Raw genomic sequence first — 20,267 nt, 5'->3', positions numbered from 1 at the left:
TTACGCCCTGGCCGGACGCAGCACGCCGGCGCCGACCAGGGCCGCGATTCGCGCCGCGATGGCCGGCGCGGCCGAGGCTTCCAGCCCGAGCAGCCGGACCACGCCGGCCACCAGTTCATCCTCGGTGGAGCCGGGCATGGCGGTCAGCAGCGCCTGGGCCGCCGCCTGCACCTCCGCCGGCGGCAGCAGGGCGGCACGGCGCAGATGCGGCGCGGCGGCGCGACGGTCGCGGGGCAATACGGGGCCGGCGCCTTCCGCGCTCCAGAAGCCGGCTTCCTCCGCAACCCCCTCCAACTGCCGCGCCAGGCGCAGCGCCTGTTGCAGCGCGGCGCGGTCGGTGGCGGACAGCACCTCCTGCCCGAACAGCAGGCGCGCACGTTCCAGCACCGCATCGCCATGCACCGGCTGCTCCACCCGGATCACCTCCGCCAGCAGCGCGGCCAGCCGGGCGAAGGGCAGGTCGGGGATCCGGCCCTCGGGCATCTCCGGCGCAGCCTCCGCATAGGGCCGCGCGAGTCCCGGATCGGCGGGCAGGTGGGTGGCCTGCTGCGGCTCCTCCGGCGCCGCACCAAGCGCCGAGCGCAAGCGTGCGCGTTCCGCATCCGGGCGTTGCAGCCAGGCGAGGCTCCAGGCGCGGTGCAGCCGCCAGCCCATCCGGCCGAGTGCCGCGCCGCGGCCATTGTCCCGATCCCGCGCGCCGCGCAGCGCGGCCCAATGCGCCGCATCGGCCTCGACACCCAGCAGATAGTCGCCGTCCTGCCTTGCGGCCACGTCCAGGAACAGGCCGGCGCTGCCGACGCGCGCTACCGGCTCCATCCCCGCCGCGCTGATCTCATCCGCGATGATGCGGGCGAGCGGCGCGGTGGCGTCGCCGCCGGTCGCGCGGCGATCCTCACCGCCCTCGGCGAATTGCAGGAAGGCCTTCAGCGCGGCGACGCCGGCACCCGTGGCGCGCGCCAGGTCGATATCCTCGGCGGTGATGCCGGAGAACACCACGCAGCGCGTCTTGGCGCGGGTGATCAGCACATTCAGCCGCCGCTCCCCGCCCTCCGCGGATAGCGGGCCGAAGCGCATGGCGAGCCGGCCATCGGCGCCGCGCGCATAGCCGACGCTGATGAACATCGCGTCGCGCTCATCGCCCTGCACATTCTCCAGGTTCTTGACGAAGAAAGGCTCGTGCGGATGCGCGGTGAAGAAGGCCTCCGCCGAGTCATCCTCGCGCCGCAGCGCCTCCACCGCGTCAAGGATCGCATCGCGCTGCCGCAGCGAGAAGGCGGCGACGCCGAGCGTCTCGCCGGGGTTTTCCTTCGCGTGCCGCAGCACGGCTTCGGCCACGGCGCGCGCTTCCGCCTGGTTCACCCCGGCACCCGCCTGCCACTGGCCCGCGACCTTCACCAGCGACAGGCCGAGCGCCGGGGACCGGCCGCGCGGGGAGGGCAGCACCATCAGCCGGCCGCCGTAGAATTGCGCGTTGCTGGTGGCGATCAGGCTTTCGTGCCGGCTGCGATAATGCCAGCGCAGCATCACATTCGGCACGCCACGCGCATTGGCGAGGCCCAGGATGCTCTCCACCTCCCGCGCCGCCACATTCTCCGTCGCGTCCTCCTCCTCCGGCATTTCCTCCTCCGAGGTCATGCGCTGGAAGAAGCGGGTGGGTGGCATCTGCCGGTCATCGCCCACCACCACCACCTGCCGAGACCGGGCGATGGCACCAAGGGCATCGACCGGCTCGATCTGCGACGCCTCATCCATCACCAGCAGATCGAAGGTCAGGCCGGGGCGCAGCCCATGCGGCGGCGCCAGCATCTGCGCGACGGACAAGGGCGACATCAGGAAGACGGGCTTCGCCGCCTGCACCGCGCTGCCGGCGCGCAGCAGCAATTCGCGCACCGGCAGATGGCCGCGCTTCTTCTCGAACTCGCCAAGCAGCAGGCGGTAGCCTGGCAGATCCCGCACCCGCGCCACGGCGGCGGCATGGGTGGCGGCAACCTCCCGCCGTGCCAGCGCGATGCGGTCGCGATCGGCGGCGGCGAAATCGGTCAGCATCCGGTCGAAGCCGGCGCCATCGAAGGCGGCGAGTTCGGGCCGGGCGCGCATGGCGGCCTTCAGCAGCGCCTCATCCACCGCATCCTCCAGCGCATCGGCGGCGGTATCGGGCTTCAGGCTGCCCGCTTCCAGGCGCTGCACCAGCGGCGCCAGCTCCTCGCCCGCCGCCTGCACGGCGCGGCGCCAGGCGAGCCAGGGGGTGAGCGCCTCCGGCTGCGCTGCCCAATCACCGAGGCGCGCGGCGATTGCGGCCAATGACGGGTCCGCCTGGCCGAAGCCCTCGGCGAGATCGAGCTGCGTTGCCGACTCCAACTCCTCCCAGGCCGCCAGCGCCGTCTGCACCGCTGTCTCGTCCAGCACCGGCATCCCGGCCGCCAGGGCGGCCGCGGCGGCGGCACCGTGCTGGCGGCGCCATGCCACCAGCGCAGCCATCGCCGCGGCATCGCCCCACAGCCTGCCGAAGGCGGCGCGGCCGGTGGCCTCGCCGGCCGCCACGGCGCGCGCGGCGGCCTGGCCGGCGATGGCGGCATCCAGCGCCGGCAGCACCGCCGCGCCCTCGGCCACCACCTGCGTGGCCAGCGCCTTGGCGGCACGCTGGGTGGCGGAGAGGAAGGCGAAGAAGCCACCACCCTCGCCCAGCGTGGCGCGCGCCGCTTCCAGCCCCTGGGTGTTCAGCGCGCCGGGGCGCAGCCGCGCATCGCGCCCGGCTTCGGCCAGCGCGGCGGTGGCCGCGGCGAGCGCGGCCAGCGGGTCCTGCTCGGCCTGCCAGGCGGGGTGCGCCAGCGCCGCGGCATCATGCGTGGGCGCTGCCGCGATGGCGGCCGACAGCGCCAGCAGATGCGCCGCCCCCGCCGGCCCCGGCTGCGCCAGCACCATGGCGGCCGCCTCCAAAGCCGTGGCGCCAGCGGTCAGCGCCCGGATCAGCGCGGGCAGCCGTGCCATCAGCCGGTCCTGCGCCAACGGGCCGAGACCTGGTTCGGGGCTGACGCCACGCCAGATGCTGCCCGGCCCGCCCGCGGCGGCGCAGGCCGCCAGTTCTGCCACCGCATTGCGGGCAGCCGCGATGCGCGCCGCGTCCCAATCCCCGGCCGGCAGCGTGAAATCGGGTGCCGCCGCGCCGATGGCCCGCCGCGCCGCCAGCCGGCCCACCACCGCATGCAGCGGCCGCCCGCTCGTGCCCACCGCGGCACCCATGGCGCGGGCATGCTGGTTCAGCCGGGCGCGCAGCGAACCCAGGCGGCGCAGCACCGGCGCACGGTCTGGCATCGCCACCGGGGGGGCAGCCAGTGTCGCGCGCAGCTCATCCAGCACGGCGCGCTTGGACTGCTTCTCCGCATGCAGTTCCAGGCAGGCCGGGCCGAGGCCGATCTGGCCGAGGCGGCGTTCCACCACCTCCAGCGCCGCCAGTTTCTCGGCCACGAACAGCACGCTGCGCCCGTCTAGCACCGCCTGGGCGATGATCGTGGCGATGGTCTGGCTTTTGCCGGTGCCGGGCGGCCCCTGGATGACGACATGGCCGGCTTGCGCCGCGCCGCCACCTGCCGTTTCCCATGCCGCCCCGCCGCGGCGTACCGCCTCCGCCGCCAGCGCCTGGCTGCCATCCATTTCCATCACATGGTCGAGGCGTTCCACCGGAATCGCCTCATCCACATCGACGTCCGGGCCAAAGGGCGGCGGCGCATCCAGCGCCTCGCCGCCGACCAGCGCGCGGATCATGCCATGCGTCAGCAGGCCCGGATTCACCGCGGGGTCCAGGTCGCGCCACATCAGGAATTTCTGGAAGGAGAACAGGCCGACCGCCAGCGAGTCCACATCGACCCGCCAGCCTTCCCGCGCGCCGATCGCGGCCGCGACAGCCTCCGCCCAGGCGGCGGGCGCAAAATCCTCGGCCGGGAAGGGCGGCAGCTCGACGCGGAACTCGGCCTGCAGCTTCTGGCGGAGCGAGAGATTTTCCTCCACCTCCCCGCCCGCGGCGCGCAGCCGGAACACCTGCGAGACACCCTGGCGTTCCAGCGCCACCGGCAGCAGGGCGAGCGGCGCCAGGCGTTCGGTCTCCGGCGTGGCGGGGTCGCGCCAGGCCAGCGCGCCGAGGGCGAGCGAGAGGGTGGCGATGCCCGTCTCCTCCCGCGCCGTGCGCGCATCCTGCATCAGGTCGCGCAGGCGCCGCGCCAGATCCTCCCGCGGCAGCTTCACGCGCAAGCGGTTGTCGCGCCGCGCTTCCTCCCGGCTCTGCGCCGCATCGGCCTGGGTCACGCCCTCCACCCGCACCGGGCGGCGGGTGCGGCGCGGGGCGTCCTCGGCGGTCTCGGCGGAGGCTTCGAAGGTGAAGGCGCGGCCATCGGCCAGGGCGGCCAGCACGAAGCCGGCATCCTCGTCATCCAGCAGAACCACGCCGCGCGACCGGCCGGGTTTCGGCAGGGACAGCAGGCGGTTGCGGGTGGACAGGTCGAGCAGGCCGCGGCGTGCGGCCTCAAGCTGATCGGGCAGCAGGCTCATCGAGCCCCCAGCAGGCGCAGGATTCGCAATTCCTCAAGATCCATTTCATGGGCCAGACGGGCCAGCATCATGTCATTCACCGCGCCTTCGCGGTGCTGGTCCAGCAGCGCGCGGCGCCCGGCGCGAAGTGCCGCCAGGCGAATCCGCATCCGCGCCTCCAGCTCCGCATGGCCGCCGCCATCGGCGACGCCGCGATACACCCGGGCGCGTTCGCGGAATTCGGTCAACAGGTCGCGTGCGACGGCGCCTTCCAGGATATCCTCCGCCCTTTCTTCCACCTCGGCCAGGGTGGCGCGGGCGATCTGTCGGCGCGCCTGGGCTTCCGCCGGCGCCATGCCCGCCACCGGCTTCTCCGCCACGCCAAGGCGGCGGATCACCCATTCCAGCGTGGTGCCCTGCAGCACCAGCGTGGCCAGGATGGCGCAGAAGGCAAGGAACACCAGCAGGTCCCGGTAGGGGAAATCCAGCGGCAGCGCCAGCGCCGCGGCCAGCGACACCACGCCCCGCATGCCCGCCCAGGAGATCACCACCAGATGCCCGAGCGGTGGCCGGCGACCGTCATCGGCCGGCCCCGGCAGCACGCGGGGGATCAACGCCATGGGAAACACCCAGGCGAAGCGGCTGAGGATCAGCGTCAGCGACAGCGCCACCGCCAGGAAGGCCAGTTCCAGCACGCCATGCTGGGAGATCCGGTCGAGGATGCCGCGCAGCTGCAACCCCACCAGGATGAAGATCAGGCTGGTCAGCACGAACTCCACGAAGCCCCACACCGCCTGCGCGCTGATGCGGGTTTCCGGTGCCAGGGTGCGGTGCTGCAACTGGCCGAGCACCAGGCCCGTGGTGACGACGGCGATCACGCCGGACAGGCCCAGGGCTTCCGCCGCGAAGAAGCTGCCGAAGCAGGCGACGAAGCTGGCAGCGATCTCCAGCAGAGGATCCTTCAGCCGCTGGAAGGTCCAGGCGCAGGCCAGCCCCACGCCCCAGCCCATCAGGATGCCGCCGAGCGCCACCAGGAAGAAGGAGGCAACCGCCACCTCCAGCGCGATGCCGCCCGCGGCGACGGCGGCGATGGCGAAGCGGTACAGCACCAGCGCCGTCGCATCATTCACCAGGCTCTCGCCCTCCAGCACCGTTACCAGGCGACGCGGCATCGGCAGCCGGCCCAGCACGGCGGCGGCGGCCACCGCATCCGGTGGCGCGACGATGGCGCCCAGCGCCACCGCGGCGGCCCAGGGCAGGCCGGGGATCAGCAGCTTGGCGACCACGGCGATGCAGACCGCGGTGAACAGCACGGCACCGACCGCGAGGAACAGGATGGGGCGGAGATTGTCCCGGAAGGCCCGCCAATCCGTCCGCCAGGCGCTGGCCTGGAGCAGCGGCGGCAGGAAGAAGGCCAGCGCGATCGCCGGGTCCAGCGTCACGGTCGGCAGGCCCGGGATGAAGGCCAGCACGATCCCGCCGATCACCAGGATGACGGCATAGGGCAGGTTCAGCCGCCGCGCGATCAGCGCGAAGCCGATACAGGCCGCGATCAGGGCCAGCACGGCCTGCACGATTTCCATACCGCCAGCCTATCCGGCCAGGCCCCTCACCAGGCAAGAATTGTTGCGTGGGCCGGCTACTTCTTCCGGGTCAGGGCCAGCGCCAGAACGATGGCTGCGATGATCACCACCGCGACCATGCCCTCCACCACCGCGAAATTCGGCGCATCCCGCGCCACGAACAGCGCGGCGATGGCGCCGGCGACCACCAGCAATCCGCGCAGCAGAAGGCCCATACGCCCCTCCATTCCCGCCGGTTGCCGACCCCCGGCATCGTCCGCGGCACGGCGCATCTTCCCACCCCGGATCGGCGGCGGGCAAGGCGCCGCGCCGGACTCGCACGGCCCGCGTAATCACCGCCTCGTCATGAGGACATGGGTGAGGCTGGCGCGTTCGCTGGGCACGGCACCCGTTCCAGGGCGGGGTCGCATTGCCCATTCCGAAAGGAGAGCGCCATGGCAGAAAGCATCCGCGATATTTACGTGTCGGGCCTGGTCAACGCCCGCGCGCTTGAGACCGAGGCCATCCAGCTGCTGTCACGCCAGGTGGAGCGGCTGCAGAACTACCCGGAGGTGGAGGCCCAGTTGCGGCGTCACATCAAGGAAAGCGAAGTGCAGCGGGACCGGCTGGATGAACTGCTGGAATCGCTCGGCACCTCGCATTCCGCCTTCAAGGACCTGGTCACCGGCTTCATGGGCAACATGGCGGCGGCCGGACATGTGCTGGCGCCGGACGAAGTGCTGAAGAACGCGCTGGCAAACTACGCCTTCGAGCATTTCGAGATTGCCAGCTACCGTTCCCTGATCACCCTGTCCGAGCTTGCCGGCCACGCGGCCGCGCATGCCGCGCTCGACCTGTCGCGGGAGGAGGAGCGGATGGCACAGTGGTGCCACGACAATCTGGACACGGTGACGCGGCGCTATGCGAGCCTGCGGAGCCAGGGCGAGACTGCCGGCGTCTAGGCCGGGGGCGGGTCGGCGGCTCAGCGACCGTCCAGGAACAGCTCACTGCTGGTCCCGTAGTGCTTTGCCGCCCCTGCGTCGCGCCTGAGGCCGCGCGCACTCGCAAATTGTCGCTCACGCGGCGGCCGGGTGCCGGGCTGCCGGCAATTCCAGGCAGGCCTCCGTGCCGCCGCCGTCCGCGGCACGCAGGTGCAGCCGCCCGCCATGCGCCGCGGCCACGCGGGTGACCAGCGCAAGCCCCAGCCCGGCGCCGGGCCAGTTGCGGGTCAGCGACATGTCCGCCTGCAGGAAGGGCGTGCCGATCTGGCTTTCCAGCCCGTCCGGCAGGCCGGCGCCGTGGTCGCGCACCAGGATGTCGATGCCCTGATCCGGCCGCACCGACCAGCCGAGCAGCACCGTGGCGCCCTGCGGGGACGCCTTGATCGCATTGTCCAGCAAATGGCTGAGCGCCGCGGCCAGCAGGCGCAGATCACCGTTGAGCAGGCCTTGCGACTCGCCATGCGCCAGTTCCAGCCGAACCCCCTGCGCCGCCGCCTCGGGCTCCTGCGCGGCCAGGACCCGCGTCAGCAGGCGGGGCACCGGCTCCTGCAACCCCGCCCCAAGCCCGCGGCCGTGTTCGAGCGCGACGATATCGAGCGCGGCCTCGATCAGCGACAGCAGGCGTCGCGCGCCGGAATGAATCAGCCGGCCATAATCCCGCACTTCCGCCGCCGGCAGCGCCATGTCGCCCGCCAGGATCTCGGAGAAGCCGAGGATCGGGATCAGCGGCGTCCGCATCTCATGCGAGATCACCGCCAGCAGGTCGCTCCGCATGCGCTGGCTCGCGGCCAGCGCGCTCCGCACATCATCAAGTCGCGCGGAGGAGGCGGAGAGCCGATCCACCAGCCGTGCCCGTTCGGCCTCCGCCGTGCCGATGCGGAGATCGACCTCGGCATCGCGCAGCGCGCGCGCGCGGCGCTGGCGGCAGCTTGCCAGGGCCCGTTCCACCACCGCCGCCACCTCCGCCAGCCGCAGCGGCTTCTGCACCAGGTCGAAGGTGCGGGCGCGCAACGCGCCGAGCGCGACATCGGCCGTGGCACCGCCGGTCAGCAGCACCACCTCCAGCGCGCGCGCCTCCTCCCGGTCGCGCAGCAATTCCTCGGCGAGGGCAAGGCCGGTCTGGCCGGGCATGCGGACATCGGAGAGCAGGACGCCGATACCCGGATCGGCATCGATGGCGACCTTGGCAGCGGCCGTATCATGCACGCCGTGCACCAGGAACCCGCGCTGCGACAGCCCACGTACCAGCAGCTCGACGATCGGCCGTTCATCATCCAGCACAAGGACGCTGAGCGGTGGCGGTGTGCCAGGCGCGGTCCTGGCCGTGGAATCGGCGGGTGAGGGGTTCATCACCAGACCAGCCGATAGCCCCGGCCGCGTTGTGCCGCGATGGTCATCTGCCCGGCGGAAGCACCGAGAAGTTTCTGCCGGAGATTGGAGGCGAGCTGGTCCACACCGCGCTGTTCGGGCAACAGCCTGCGCCCGAGCACGCGCTGGGAAATCATCTCCCGGTCCGCCAGGTGCTCCGGCTCGGTCAGCAGCAGGGCCAGCAGCCCGGCCTCCGCGCCGGTCAGCCGGATTTCACTGGAATCGGCCGCAACCAGGCGAAACCGCGATGGCTGGAGGGAAACGCCCGCGATGCTCCATGCCGCGGGCTCCGCCATCGTCGCCTCCGGCTTCCATTCCGGATCATGCGGTACCGGTGCGGCCGCCTGGGCTTCCTGCAGGCCGCCGCGTGGCGGGTGGGGGGCGGCCCGGGGACCGACCGAGTCGAGGCGGCGGCTCAAGGCACGGACGCGGGCAACCATTTCGCGCAGGGAAAAGGGCTTGGTCAGGTAGTCATCGGCACCGACCTCGAGGCCGATGACGCGATCCACCTCCTCGGTCCGGCCGCTGACGACGATGATGCCGAGATCGGCGCAGCCGGCAGCTTCACGGACGAAGGCGATGCCATTGCCATCGGGCAGGCCGAGATCAGCGATGACGAGGCGTGGATTGTCGCGGTGCAGCCGCAGCCGGCCTTCGGCCAGGGTGGCGGCGGTCACGGTGTTCCAGCCGTCCCGCGCCAGCGCCGTGCAGATGGTCGCGGCCACCGCGGCATCATCCTCCAGCACCAGGACGGGCCTTTGCTGTCGGGGCAGATCGCCGGCAGGGACGGGGCTGGGGGTGGAACGGGCAGCCATGGGCGCTCCCCCGATTTCGTTGAGTAGGCGCAGCCAGGGAATGTATGGCCCAGCGGCTGGCGTGTCCAACCCGTCGGCGGCCTGGGCGTCGAGATCCTCCGGGCCTGCAAGGCATTCGCACAGCACGGTCATCATGCCCCATGAGTTTGGATGGTGGTGGTTCGTCACGCATGCGGCGGCGAAGCGGCTGTCTCGCCGCCGCTGTTGCCTGTGCCGTCCAGGGCCTGGCGGATCTTCTCCGCCAGGTCGCGCCGCCGGTAGGGCTTGTTCAGCAGCAGCACCCCGGGATCGAGCCTGCCGTGGTGGACGATGCCGTTCTGCGTGTAGCCGGATGTGAACAGCACGCGCAGCCCGGGACGAAGCTGGCGCGCTTCCTGCGCCAGTGCCGGCCCATGCATGCCACCCGGCATCACGACATCGGTGAACAGCAGGTCGAAATCCGCGTGCTGGTGCAGCGCATCCATCGCTTCCGCGGCCTGGCTTGCCACCACCACGCGGTAGCCCAGGTCGCGCAGCTGGGCCGCCACATGCTCGCGCACCAGCGGATCATCCTCCACCAGCAGCAGCTTCTCCGACCCGCCCAGCAACATCTCAGCGTCCCCGCCGCGCGGCGCGCGCGAGGATGGAACGGTGGCGCGCGGCAGGTACATCTTCACCACGGTGCCGTGCCCGACCTCGGAGTAGATCTTCACGTGTCCGCCGGACTGCTTCATGAAGCCGAACACCATGCTGAGGCCGAGGCCGCTGCCCTGGCCGACCTCCTTGGTCGTGAAGAACGGCTCGAAGGCGCGGGCCGCGACCTCGGGCGTCATGCCGCTGCCGGTGTCGGATACGGCGATCAGCACATAGGCGCCGGGTGCGACTTCCCCCTCCGCCTCCGAATAGGCGGCATCGAGATGCACATTCGCCGTCTCGATCACCAGCCTGCCGCCGGCGCCCATTGCATCGCGCGCATTGATGCACAGGTTCAGCACCGCATTCTCAAGCTGCGGCGGGTCGATCATCGCCGGCCAGAGATCGGGCACGCTGGCGAACCGGATCTCGATATGCTCGCCCAGCGTCCGCTGCAGCATCTGGTGCAGACCCGCCAGCAGGCGGTTGACGTCGATCGCCTTGGGGTCGAGGGCCTGGCGGCGGGAGAAGGCGAGCAGCCGGCTGGTCAGCGCGGAGCCGCGTTCCGCCGCGGCCATGTTCATCGCCGCCATCTGCCGCAGATCCTCGTCATGGCCGAGGCTGTCCGCCAGCATCTCCGAATTGCCGAGGATCACGGTCAGCAGGTTGTTGAAGTCGTGCGCCACGCCGCCGGTGAGCTGGCCGATCGCCTCCAGCCGCTGCGACTGGCGCAGCTTCTGCTCCAGTTCCAGCCGTTCCGTGATGTCCGTATTCACGGCCAGGATCGCGCGGGGCCCGCCATCCGCATCGCGCACCAGCGACCACGCGCCTTCGACGAAAAGTCGGGAGCCGTCCTTGCGATATTGTTCAAGCTGCCCATTCCATTCGCCATGCGCCAGAACGCTGGCCGTGGCGGCGCGGAAGGCGCGCGTGTCGCGGTACAGCAGGTCCGCGACGGACCGGCCGATCACCTCCTGCGCCGTCCAGCCGTAAAGCCGCTCCGCGCTGCGGTTCCAATATTGGATGCGATGATCCGTGCCGCGCACCAGGATCGCGTCGCGCGCCTGGTCCAGCAGCGCCGCCTGCTGTTCGAGCTGGATCTGCGCGTGCTTGCGTTCGGTGATGTCGCGCTCCACCGAGACCCAGTGCGTGAACACGCCCTTGTCGTCGGCAACGGGCACGATATCGATCTCGACCCACAGCTCCCGCCCATCCTTGCGGTATTTCAGCAATTCGGTGCGGATCGGCTGATGTGCCTCCAGCGCGGCGTGGATGCGGGCCAACTCGGCGCTACTGGTGCGCGGCCCGTGCAGCATGCGCGGCGTCAGGCTGGTGGCTTCCTCGGGCCGGAAGCCGGTCAGTCGTTCCAGTGCCTGGTTGACGAAGACGGTGCGCGGACCCGCGGGCCCCACCGGCCCGGCCTCCGCGATCATGATGATGTCGTTGAGCTTGTTCGCCGCCACCTCCAGCAGCCGCAGCCGTTCATCGCGCCGGTGCTGCGCCGTGATGTCACGGAAATAGACCGTGAGGCCCCGGCGAGCCGGATAGACGGTCAAATCGAACCAGGTCTCGAAGGGGCTGAAGTAGACCTCGAAGCGCGTGGTCCGGCGCTCCTGCGTCGCCAGCCGGAACTGTCGCTCCAGCTCGCTTCCCACCGCCTCGGGGAAGGCGTCCCACACCACCTGGCCGATCAGTGCGGCGGCATCGCGGCGCAGCAGGCGCTCGGCATGCACATTGACCCGGGTGAAGCGCCACTCGTGATCCAGCGTGTAAAGTCCGTCGCTGATGCTCTCGAAGGTCGCATCCAGCTCCGCGGTCAGCTCGCGCGCCGCGGCTTCCGCGCGCAGCCTTTCCGTCACGTCCCAGACCACGACGAGCCGCGCCTCGCGGCCGCGGAACTCGATCATGCGCGACAGGACCTGCACCTGCCGCATTTCACCGCTGGCAGTACGATGCTGCCAGGGACCGGCGACGCGTCTTCCCTCGAAGCTCTCCCGCGCGCGGTCCCGCACCACCTCGCGCTCGTTGTCCGGACCGATGTCAAGCATGGTCATGCCGAGGAATTCCTCGCGCGACCAGCCATAGGCGGCGATCGCGGCCTCGTTCACCTCCAGGAAGGCCAGCGTGTCCTTGTCGAACACCCACATCGGCGCCGGGTGCTGGTGGAACAGGTCGCGGAACGCCGCCTCGCTTTCGGTCAGCGCCTGCGTCTCCGCCCGCTGGGCGGAGATGTCGCGCTGGATCGACATCCAATGCGTCCGCCAGCCGGTTTCATCCACGACCGGGGAGATGTTGAGTTCGACCCAATAGGGCGTGCCGTCACGCCGCCGGTTGAGGATCTCCTGCCGGATCGGCCGGCCCTGCCGCAATGCGGTGCGGATCGCGAGCCGCGCTTCCGGCGCCGCATCCGCATGCGTCAGCATGCTGGGGGAATGGCCCGTCACCTCCGCCGCGCTGTAGCCGGTCTGCCGCAGGAAGGCGGCGTTGACGTAGCGGATGCGAAGCCCGGGCGCCCCGCCGGGCTGGAGGTCGCTGATCACCACCGGCTCGCTGCTGGCATCCACCACGCGGCGGAACAGCTCCGTCTCCTCCGTATCGCGCAGGCGCCGCAGCAATGGGCGCAGGGTGCCGGCCGCTTCCTGCAACCGCTCGGCCATTGCCGAAAGGTCGCTGCGCGCCGGGCCGAAGCCCAAGGCGAAGCAGTAGCGCTCCGCGCCGACCGAGGTGGGCGTGAGGATCATCGCCGCCATGCCCAGCGCTGCGGACAGCGCCGCACCCGGCAGGTTCCGCAGCATCTCCGGCGTCAGCCCCTCCACGATCAACTGCCGGTCCTCGCGGATCGCGCGGCCGGCGCTGGTGTTGTCGAGGGTCAGGTCGAGCGCACGCAGGCGGGCGAAGTGGGATGGCTCCGCCAGGGCGCCACGGCCCTGTGCGGCGACGAGTTGCAGATGATGGCCATCCGGTGCCAGGCGAAAGAACAGGCACAGCAGGCTGTCCGTATCCTCCCGCAGCGCCGTCATTGCTGCCTCGATCGCGGCTTGGAAGGTGGGCGTTTCCGCCACGCTTCGCAGCAGGCGTTCCCGCAATGCGGCGCGCGCCATCTCCCGTTCGCGCGCGCGGAGCTCACGGCGCAGTTCCATCTGCGCCATCACCGCCGCGGCCAGATCCGTCAGCGCCTGGGCCTGCAGCGGGTCCAGCTTCGGGCGCGGCACCGTGTCGATCACGCATAGCGTGCCCAGCGCCTGGCCTTCCGGGGTCAGCAGCGGTGCCCCGGCGTAGAAGCGGACACCCGGCTCCGAGACGACCAGGGGGTTGTCCGCGTGGCGTGGGTCCAGCACGGCGTTCGGCACCTGGTAGACGGCCGAGCCCTCGATCGCGGTGTTGCAGAAGGCGATGGCGCGCGGCGTTTCATCCACCGCCAGGCCGATCTTCGCCTTGAACCACTGCCGGTCCGCATCGATGAAGGAAACGAGCGCGATCGGCATGCCAAGCAATTGCGCCGCCAGCCGAACGATACGGTCGAACGCCGCCTCCGGCATTGTATCCAGCACATCATAGCGCTGCAGCGCCGCTAGACGCTCAGCCTCAAGCTCCGGTGGTGCCGGTGGGAATGGCGGGCGCGGCAAGGCGTTGGTCTCCGCAGCGCGAGCGCCCGTGTCCTGGGAAAATGTCGCAGGTGTCGGGCCGGCCCGAGGGCAACGAGACGATATCCCGCCACCCTGGCAGGTCAATCATTTCCTGGCCTGCAAGTTGCTCGGATTTGTAGGGCAATGTCAGCCGCCGCATGGCGCGACGCTGACGGCAATGCCGCAGCCGGACCACCGGCATGGAATCGGATTGGCTACGACGACGCCCCGGTTGCGCGCGTGCCGCCCGCCAGTTCCCGCAGGATGCGCAGCTCCGCCGCCTTCACTCGCACCCCTTCCGCCCGCTGGCGCTTCAGCGTCGTCAATTCACGCTCGCCCGGCACCAGCACCTTTTGCGCCGGGTCGGCCGCTGGCGTCGCGTGCAGGATGCCGATGAAATCCGCCATGCGTGCGGCGAGGGATTCGGGGCTGGACAGCTTCGATGCATCGATGGCGATGAAGACATGGCCCAGGTTCTGCGCCACATCCGGATTCTTGTCCCAGGCCTGCACATGGCTGAGGTAGGCGGCACCGGACAGCAGGCCTGCCAGCAGGTCCACCATCACCGCCAGGCCATAGCCCTTGTGGCCGCCCACCGGCAGCAGGAAGCCGGCCAGCGCCGCCTTGGCATCCGTCGTCGGCCGGCCTTGCGCATCGGTCGCCCAGCCTTCGGGAAGCGGCGCGCCGCTCGCCGCCAGGTCGCGGATCTTGGCCCGCGCCGCGACGGACAGCGCCATGTCCAGGATCACGGGATCGCCACCCGGATTGGGCACGCCGATGCCGATCGGGTTGTTGCCGAGCCGCGTATCCTTGCCGCCCCAAGGCGCGATCGTCGTCGTCGCGTTGGAGGCGATGATCGTGACGAAACCCTGTTCCGCCGCGATCAGCGCATAGGGCAGGATCGGCCCAAAGTGGTTGCTGCCGCGCGCGAAGGCGGCGCCGATGCCGCAATCCCGCGCGCCGACCATGGCTTCCGCGAGCCCGCGCATGCCGACCAGCGGGCCGATGCCGTTGCGGCCATCCACCATGGCGAGCGCTGGCATCAGCCGCATCACCTGAAGCTCCGCCCGCGGATCGATGCCGCCCACCTTCACGCGGTTCAGATACTGACCGACGCGGCTGATGCCATGCGTGGTCAGCCCCGCGAGTTCCGCCAGCACCAGCACCCGCGCCGCCTGCACGGCTTCTTCCGGTCGCATGCCGCCATGCGTCAGGGCGCGGATGGTGAGGTCGAGAAGCGCGGCCTCGGCGATGGTCTCGGCGTTCAACTGCCGGTCTTCACTTGCGGATCTTCATTTGCCGGGCCACACCGCGGCGGGGATGTAGACCTCGCCCTTCATGATGCGTCGCGCCGTGCGCAGCGTTCCGCCGCCGAGGATGGTGGCGCTGCCGTCTTCCGCACGGCCGGTGGTGATCACCGCCTCCATCACCCCCGTCGGGTGTTCCAGCGTCACCATCTCCCGCGCCGCGTCGTTCACCACCGCGATCCCGGCGGCGACCGTGCCGGGCAGCTTGCAGGCGCTGGCAATGCAGATGCCGCCGGTTACCGCCATGGCTTCATGCGTCGCAAGCGGGGTGAAGTAGCGCGCTGCCACGCCCGCACCGCCTGCCGGTTCGCCGACCATGGCGAATTTCGGCATCACCTTGCCGGCTACGTCGCCCATGCCCATGGCAAGGCCGGCGGCGCGGCGGATGCGTTCGATCCGCGCCATGAAGTCACGGTCTGCGTCGAGTTCCTTGGCGGTCTCGCGCGCCGTCTTGCCGAGGTCCTTCGCGCGCGCGATCACCACCGGCATCGCGACATCGAGGCAGGTGACGTCCACACCCTCGATGTGATCCAGCGGGTTGCCCGTCGGCATCAGCTTCCCCGTCGCGCCGCCCACCGCATCGGCGAAGTTCAGCACGATCGGCGCGGCGGTGCCGGGCACGCCGGCGATCGCGGCCTCGCCATCATAGGTCACGCGGCCACCGGGGGTCTGCACCACCGCCTCGATCAGCGCGCCGGTGTTGACGGCGCGGATCAGCACGCGGGTTTCGCCATCCTCGGCCGGCACCAGGCCTTCCTCGATGGCGAAGGGGCCGATGCCGGCCAGCATGTTGCCGCAGGTAGGGCCCCAATCGACGAAATCCTTGTCCACCGAGACCTGCGCGAACAGGTAGTCCACCTGCTGCTTTTCCCCCGGCGCGGCCTTGCTGACCATCACGGTCTTGCTGGTCAGCGTGGTGGCGCCGCCGAGGCCGTTGATCTGCCGCGTATCGGGCGAGCCCATCACCGCCAGCAGCACACGCCCCGCTTCCTCCCGGCTTTCCGGCAGGTCGCCGCGGTGGAAATACGGGCCGCGGCTGGTGCCGCCGCGCATGAAGGTGCAGGGGATCGCGGTCTGGAGCGTCATCGGAAGTCCTTGCGGCGCGGCGTCAGCGGAATGGCCAGGGCAGGTCGAAATACTCCTGCAGCAGGCCGCCAGGGAATACCAGGTTCAGCGCATTGGCCAGCACCAGCATCAGGCCACCCGCACCGGCCGTCAGCGCCACCGTCTGAACCCAGGAAGATCGCGCCACCACCCGCAGAAAGACCACGAAGAAGCCGATCAACGCGGCGAAGAAGCCGACCAGGCCGATCGCGCCCATGAAGCCCAGGAACCACAGCAGGAAGCGCCACGGCCCACCATCGGCGGCCCGCGCCTCGCTGTCGAAATTCGCGGACCCCGCGGCGACCGGGCCGCGCATCTGTTGCACCAGCAGCAGCAGGGTGGCGAGGCCGCCGACAATGCCCACCGCGATCGGGAAGATCTGCGCCAGGAAGGACACGCCCAGCCCCTGCTGGATGGCGAAGCCGAAGCCCACCAGCACGATGCCGGAGAAGATGACCTGCGGTGTCATGTTGCGGGCGATGGAATACTCCGCCGCGCCTTCGGTATGGATGCTGCTGCCGCTTTTCGTCCCGCGCAGGCCGGCCCAGATGGAGATGATCGTGATGGCCGCGATCACCAGCACCAGCGGCCGCGTCAGGAAGCCCCAGCCATAGAACTGCACGGCCTGGTACAGATAACGCTCGCCACCCAGTGCCAGCACGAAGCCGATCAGGAAGGCGGGGCGCGACCAGCCGAAGCGGCGCAGGAAGATGCCGAGGATGCCCATGGCCAGCAGCGCCATCAGGTCGGCGAAGCTGCGTGTCGCCTGGAAGGCGGCGAAGCAGATCACCATGATCATGAACGGTGCGATCAGCGCGTAGCGTACCGCCGTCAACTTCGCGATGCCGGGCGCCAGCACGATGCACATCGCGGTGCCAATGACGTTCGCGATCGCGAGCGACCAGATGATGGTGTAGGTGATGCCAAGGTCGTTGCTGGCCATGCCCGGGCCGGGCTGGATGCCGAGCAGGATCATCGCGGCGAGGAAGATCGCCATCGACCCCGAACCGGGAATGCCGAACAGCAGCGTCGGCAGCAGCGCGCCGGCGGCGGTGGCGTTGTTGGCGGATTCCGGCGCGATCACGCCGCGGATGTCGCCCTTGCCGAATTGCGACTTGTCCTTCGTGGTCTGCACGACATGGCCATAGGCGATCCAGTCCACGACGCTGCCGCCAATGCCCGGGATGGCGCCGATCAGCGCGCCGATGCCCGAACAGCGCAGCGTCAGCCAGAAATTCGCCAGCGTGTCGCGCACGCCGCGGAACCAGCCGCGGCCGAGCTGCGCGCCCTGCGCGATGGAGCCACCGCCGCGCAACAGGTCCAGGATCTCAGGCAGCGCGAAGATGCCGAGCGCCACGGTGACCAGGGGAATGCCGTCCGAGAGGTACAGCATGCCGAAATCCATGCGGTACTCGCTGGTGGCCGGCGCCGCGCCGACCAGCCCGAAGCCGAGGCCGAGGCAGGCGGAGGCGATGCCCTTCACCATGTTGGCGCCGGACAGCACGCCCACCATGGAAAGTCCGAACAGCGTCAGCATGAACAATTCGGCGGTGCCGAAGGCCAGGATGATCGGGGCCGCCACCAGCACCGCGAAGGTCAGCAGCAGTGCGCCGAACAATCCGCCGATCATCGAGGCCGCGAAGGCCGCGGACAGCGCGCGCGCCGCCTCACCCTGCTTGGCCAGCGGAAACCCATCCAGCACCGTGGCCTGGGAGGCGGAGGAGCCGGGGATGCCCATCAGGATGGAGGTGAAGGTGTCGGCGGTGGGGATGATGGCCAGCAGGCCGATCAGCATGGCCAGCGCCGAGGTCGAATCCATGCCGTAGAGGAACGGCAGCAGCAGCGAGAGACCAGCAATGCCGCCCACCCCCGGCAGCACGCCGATCACCAAGCCGAGGCTGACGCCGGCCAGCATATATCCCATATGCTGCAACGTCAGCAGATTGCCGAGCGTCGCGAAGAACAGATCAATCATCGGGGGCTAGCCTTCGCGGCGCAGGGTGGCGGGCGGGCGCTTGCGCGCCCCGCCCGCCCGCCCGCTCAGAATCGGACGTTGTGGTTGGTGGCCAGGAAGTCCCGCACCCATTCGCGGGCCTCGGGCTTGATGGTGGTGGCGATGCGGTAGACCGCCTCCACATCGTCGCCCACGGCCTGCTGGTATTCACCCAGCACATCACCCTTGCGCGCCTGCAGCTCCGGGTCCGCCACCGCGTCGGCGAAGGCCTTGCGATAGGTGGCGACAATGTTGGCCGGCGTGTTGGGCGGCAGCAGCGCGGGCTTCTGGCCGGCGAAGCCGGAGGCGAAGAAGGCGAGGTAGGCGTCGTATTCCACGCCGGACGGCTTGCGGCCGTTCACCATTTCATACGCCTCGACGAAATGCGGCAGGTTCGGGAAGGACGGGTCGCGCTGCACATTGCCCTGCCCGTCCAGCACGCCATAGGAGAACATCGGCACCGCCGTGCCCGCCTCCACCATCGGCATCACCTGGGTGATGAAGGCGGAGGAGGTCTGGTAGTCGATGGTGATCTCGCCGCGCATCAGGCCGAGACGTGCCTCGCCGCGGCCGCGCATGCCGAACACATGGCGCACATTCAGCCCGAGCAGGCGGAAGGCCAGCATCGGCACCAGGTCCAGCGACGTGGCACCCTGGCTGCCATAGATCAGTTCCCGGTCACGCAGCCGGCCGAGCTGGGAGGCATTCTCGATGCCCAGGCTCTTCGGCAGATAGACCACGCCGCCGGTGGGAGAGACGTAGGTCGGGATCATCCGCGTATAGTCGTAGCGCACCCGCGGATCACCCAGCAGATAGGGGAACTGGGTGGAGCCGGAGGTGCCGATGAAGCTCAGCCCATCCGGCCGTGCCCGCTGGTAGAAGGTGTTGGTCCCGGTGATGGACCCGCCGCCCGGCACGTTGCGGACGATGACATTGGGCTGGCCTGGCAGGTGCTTGCCGAGATACGGCGCCATGAAGCGCGCCCAGACATCGCTGCCGCCGGCCTCGGCGAAGGGAATGACGAATTCGATCGTGCGCCCGGCGAAATCCTGGGCCTGGGCGAAGCCCGGCAACGCGGCGGCCGCACCAAGGCCGGCGCCCGCGCGCAGCAGGCTGCGACGGCTGGACAGGAAGGGGGTGGCTGGCTGTGTCATGTGAAGTCTCCCGAAAAGGCCGCTGGTTGGCTCCGCGCGGTCGATGAACCCATTGCAATGATTGCACCGAGCGAACGCGCCAGGCGCGAAGCTCACGCCTCGCTCTTTGTCGCAATTCTGCAGCGGCGTCCATGCCGGATGTTGCGCCGGGCGAGCCGGCCGGGTTTTTCGGAAATGCCGCCGCTTCAGGCCAGCGTTGCGGCCACTTTCACGGCGCTCTGTTCGGACAGGATCTCGCGGATCGCCTGGCGCAGCAGGCGGACATCGCGGATGCGGCTGAAGCCGGGGCGGTGGAACAGCGCGACATCGCGCCCCATGCCGCCATCGCCGATGCGGCGATAGGCCACCATGTCATCCAGCAGCGCGCCGATCTGCACGGCAAGCTGCGGCATGAAGGACACGCCGACGCCCGCCGCGACCATCTGGCGCAGCGTCTCCAGGCTCGCCGCCTGCAATTCGGGCCGGTCGACCTGCAGGCGGGTGGGGCAATAGGCCAGGGAGTGGTCGCGCAGGCAGTGGCCTTCGCTCAGCAGGATCAGCTCAGGGACCGGGATGTCGTCCTGCGCCACCTGCTCGACCCGGGCGAGCGGGTGGTCGCGCGGCACCACCAGCACGAATTCCTCCCGGAACAGCTTGAGTTCGGTCAGGTCCGGGCCGGGCAGGGGGGAGGCGGCGAGGATCGCATCCAACTCCCCATCCTCCACCTGCCGCGCCAATTGCCGGGTCAGCCCCTCTGACAGCAGCAGGCGAAGCTGCGGGAAGCGGGCGCGCAGCGGCTTCAGCAGGAAGGGCACCAGGTAGGGGCCGAGGGTGGAGATGACGCCGAGCCGGAAGGTGCCCTCCAGCGGGGCGGCGCCGGCGGCTGCAATCTCGAACATCCGCCGCGCCTCGGCCACCACCAGCCGGGCCTGGGCTGCCAGCTCGGCACCGCGGGGCGTAATCAGCACGCCGCGGGGGGCGCGCTCGAAGCACTCGACCTGGAGGAGCTCCTCGATCTTGCGGATCTGCGCGGAAAGCGTGGGCTGGCTGACGGCGCAGGCCTGCGCGGCCCGGCCGAAGCTGAGATGCTCCGCGACGGCCAGCAGGTATTCCAGGTCACGCAGGGATAGTCCGGCGAGCGTCATGGGCAAGGTCCGGAAACGCAGAATGCAACTGATAGGCATTTAACCGCAAATCGTCCAGCAGGCCCGGATTGACGCTGGCC

At 70.3% G+C, this 20,267-nt stretch carries 12 protein-coding genes; 1 reads left to right on the top strand and 11 read right to left on the bottom strand.

Going from position 1 to position 20,267, the window contains the following annotated elements; all coding sequences use genetic code 11:
• Genes Q8S40_RS01870 through Q8S40_RS01860 form a run of 3 tightly spaced genes read right to left on the bottom strand, consistent with a single transcriptional unit; the run spans position 1 to position 6,319 of the window.
• Positions 1–4,542, bottom strand: coding sequence for a DUF4011 domain-containing protein (locus Q8S40_RS01870; RefSeq protein WP_305669078.1), 4,542 nt, complete (start codon positions 4,540–4,542; stop codon positions 1–3).
• The gene (locus Q8S40_RS01865; RefSeq protein WP_304815189.1) at positions 4,539–6,104 is read right to left on the bottom strand and encodes a Na+/H+ antiporter; all 1,566 of its coding nucleotides are present in this window, start codon (positions 6,102–6,104) and stop codon (positions 4,539–4,541) included. The genes Q8S40_RS01870 and Q8S40_RS01865 overlap by 4 nt, the downstream gene beginning before the upstream one ends.
• Positions 6,105–6,160: 56 nt before the next feature.
• Complete coding sequence (locus Q8S40_RS01860; protein ID WP_304815188.1) at positions 6,161–6,319, bottom strand: hypothetical protein; 159 nt, start codon at positions 6,317–6,319, stop codon at positions 6,161–6,163.
• Between the two features lie 219 nt (positions 6,320–6,538).
• Here Q8S40_RS01860 and Q8S40_RS01855 point away from each other — a divergent pair, with 219 nt between their 5' ends.
• Positions 6,539–7,045 carry a DUF892 family protein gene (locus tag Q8S40_RS01855; RefSeq protein WP_305669077.1) on the top strand — a complete coding sequence of 169 codons (507 nt, stop codon included), beginning with the start codon at positions 6,539–6,541 and terminating at the stop codon, positions 7,043–7,045.
• Positions 7,046–7,159: 114 nt separating this feature from the next.
• Here Q8S40_RS01855 and Q8S40_RS01850 read toward each other — a convergent pair whose 3' ends face one another.
• The 8 genes from Q8S40_RS01850 to Q8S40_RS01815 all read right to left on the bottom strand — a co-directional run bounded on the left by Q8S40_RS01850 (position 7,160) and on the right by Q8S40_RS01815 (position 20,187).
• The gene (locus tag Q8S40_RS01850) at positions 7,160–8,434 is read right to left on the bottom strand and encodes a hybrid sensor histidine kinase/response regulator (RefSeq protein ID WP_304815185.1); all 1,275 of its coding nucleotides are present in this window, start codon (positions 8,432–8,434) and stop codon (positions 7,160–7,162) included.
• The gene (locus Q8S40_RS01845; RefSeq protein ID WP_305669076.1) at positions 8,434–9,267 is read right to left on the bottom strand and encodes a response regulator transcription factor; all 834 of its coding nucleotides are present in this window, start codon (positions 9,265–9,267) and stop codon (positions 8,434–8,436) included. The genes Q8S40_RS01850 and Q8S40_RS01845 overlap by 1 nt, the downstream gene beginning before the upstream one ends.
• 164 nt (positions 9,268–9,431) lie before the next feature.
• Positions 9,432–13,505 carry a PAS domain S-box protein gene (locus Q8S40_RS01840; protein ID WP_305669075.1) on the bottom strand — a complete coding sequence of 1,358 codons (4,074 nt, stop codon included), beginning with the start codon at positions 13,503–13,505 and terminating at the stop codon, positions 9,432–9,434.
• Positions 13,506–13,720: 215 nt separating this feature from the next.
• Positions 13,721–14,773 carry an Ldh family oxidoreductase gene (locus tag Q8S40_RS01835; protein ID WP_305669074.1) on the bottom strand — a complete coding sequence of 351 codons (1,053 nt, stop codon included), beginning with the start codon at positions 14,771–14,773 and terminating at the stop codon, positions 13,721–13,723.
• Positions 14,774–14,797: 24 nt separating this feature from the next.
• Positions 14,798–15,898, bottom strand: a complete 1,101-nt coding sequence (locus Q8S40_RS01830) for a 4-oxalomesaconate tautomerase (protein ID WP_305669073.1) — start codon at positions 15,896–15,898, stop codon at positions 14,798–14,800.
• Between the two features lie 22 nt (positions 15,899–15,920).
• Positions 15,921–17,891 (bottom strand): tripartite tricarboxylate transporter permease, encoded by a 1,971-nt coding sequence (locus Q8S40_RS01825; protein WP_305669072.1) that lies wholly within the window; start codon positions 17,889–17,891, stop codon positions 15,921–15,923.
• Positions 17,892–17,956: 65 nt separating this feature from the next.
• On the bottom strand, positions 17,957–19,063 hold the full coding sequence (locus Q8S40_RS01820; RefSeq protein WP_305669071.1) for a tripartite tricarboxylate transporter substrate binding protein: 1,107 nt from the start codon (positions 19,061–19,063) through the stop codon (positions 17,957–17,959).
• A gap of 185 nt (positions 19,064–19,248) precedes the next feature.
• Positions 19,249–20,187: a LysR substrate-binding domain-containing protein gene (locus Q8S40_RS01815; RefSeq protein ID WP_304815173.1), complete on the bottom strand. Its 939-nt coding sequence runs from the start codon at positions 20,185–20,187 to the stop codon at positions 19,249–19,251.
• Between the last annotated feature and the right edge of the window lie 80 nt (positions 20,188–20,267).

It is taken from the genome of Falsiroseomonas sp. (genome assembly GCF_030695085.1).
GTDB lineage: Bacteria > Pseudomonadota > Alphaproteobacteria > Acetobacterales > Acetobacteraceae > Falsiroseomonas.
Note: the sequence above shows the minus strand (reverse complement) of the source record. Positions and strands in the feature narration are given on the sequence as shown.

Coding starts and splice junctions, on each gene's coding strand:
- Q8S40_RS01865 (WP_304815189.1), bottom strand. CDS start 6,104: ATGGAAATCGTGCAGGCCGTGCTGGCCCTGATCGCGGCCTGTATCGGC.
- Q8S40_RS01870 (WP_305669078.1), bottom strand. CDS start 4,542: ATGAGCCTGCTGCCCGATCAGCTTGAGGCCGCACGCCGCGGCCTGCTC.
- Q8S40_RS01855 (WP_305669077.1), top strand. CDS start 6,539: ATGGCAGAAAGCATCCGCGATATTTACGTGTCGGGCCTGGTCAACGCC.
- Q8S40_RS01825 (WP_305669072.1), bottom strand. CDS start 17,891: ATGATTGATCTGTTCTTCGCGACGCTCGGCAATCTGCTGACGTTGCAG.
- Q8S40_RS01820 (WP_305669071.1), bottom strand. CDS start 19,063: ATGACACAGCCAGCCACCCCCTTCCTGTCCAGCCGTCGCAGCCTGCTG.
- Q8S40_RS01860 (WP_304815188.1), bottom strand. CDS start 6,319: ATGGGCCTTCTGCTGCGCGGATTGCTGGTGGTCGCCGGCGCCATCGCC.
- Q8S40_RS01815 (WP_304815173.1), bottom strand. CDS start 20,187: ATGACGCTCGCCGGACTATCCCTGCGTGACCTGGAATACCTGCTGGCC.
- Q8S40_RS01850 (WP_304815185.1), bottom strand. CDS start 8,434: ATGAACCCCTCACCCGCCGATTCCACGGCCAGGACCGCGCCTGGCACA.
- Q8S40_RS01830 (WP_305669073.1), bottom strand. CDS start 15,898: ATGACGCTCCAGACCGCGATCCCCTGCACCTTCATGCGCGGCGGCACC.
- Q8S40_RS01845 (WP_305669076.1), bottom strand. CDS start 9,267: ATGGCTGCCCGTTCCACCCCCAGCCCCGTCCCTGCCGGCGATCTGCCC.